Source organism: Neisseria sp. P0021.S006 (genome assembly GCF_051956895.1).
The window spans coordinates 1-476 of record NZ_JBQCWZ010001159.1; the positions used below are offsets into that span (position 1 = coordinate 1).

Consider the following 476-nt stretch of genomic DNA (forward strand, 5'->3'; position numbering starts at 1 on the left):
ATATTGTGTAGATTTTTTCATGACTTACCTTGTAATAATGTGTTCAGACGGCCTGAAGTGAGACTGTCTGAGTTTGGATTCGATATTTTATCAATAACCGTTATAGACGGCAAAATCCTGATGCTTTGTTTACTCTAGTTTTACTTAAACATAAAGATTCAGGCCGTCTGACAAGTTAAAGGGCGCGACGGAAGCCGATGGCTTTCATCACATGGGTTTTGCTGACTTCTTCGTCGCCTGCCAAATCGGCCAGCGTACGGGCGACGCGCATGATACGGTGGAAACTTCGGGCGGAAAGGGACAGTTTTTCGAGCATGGTTCCCAAGGCTTCTTGCGCTTCTTTTTGGATGCGGGCTTTGCCATCGAGCTCGCCGACACTCAGTTCTGCATTGACTTTGCCTTGCCGGTTGTATTGGATTTTGCGTGCGGCGGTAACGCGTTCCAATACGGTAGCACTGGATTCGCCTGCCTCTTGT

1 pseudogene is annotated in these 476 nt (G+C 47.9%); it reads right to left on the bottom strand.

Annotated features, from left to right (window positions below):
• Positions 1-175: 175 nt before the first annotated feature.
• A pseudogene (locus ACTHUM_RS19245) lies at positions 176-476 on the bottom strand (YifB family Mg chelatase-like AAA ATPase); the annotation flags it as partial.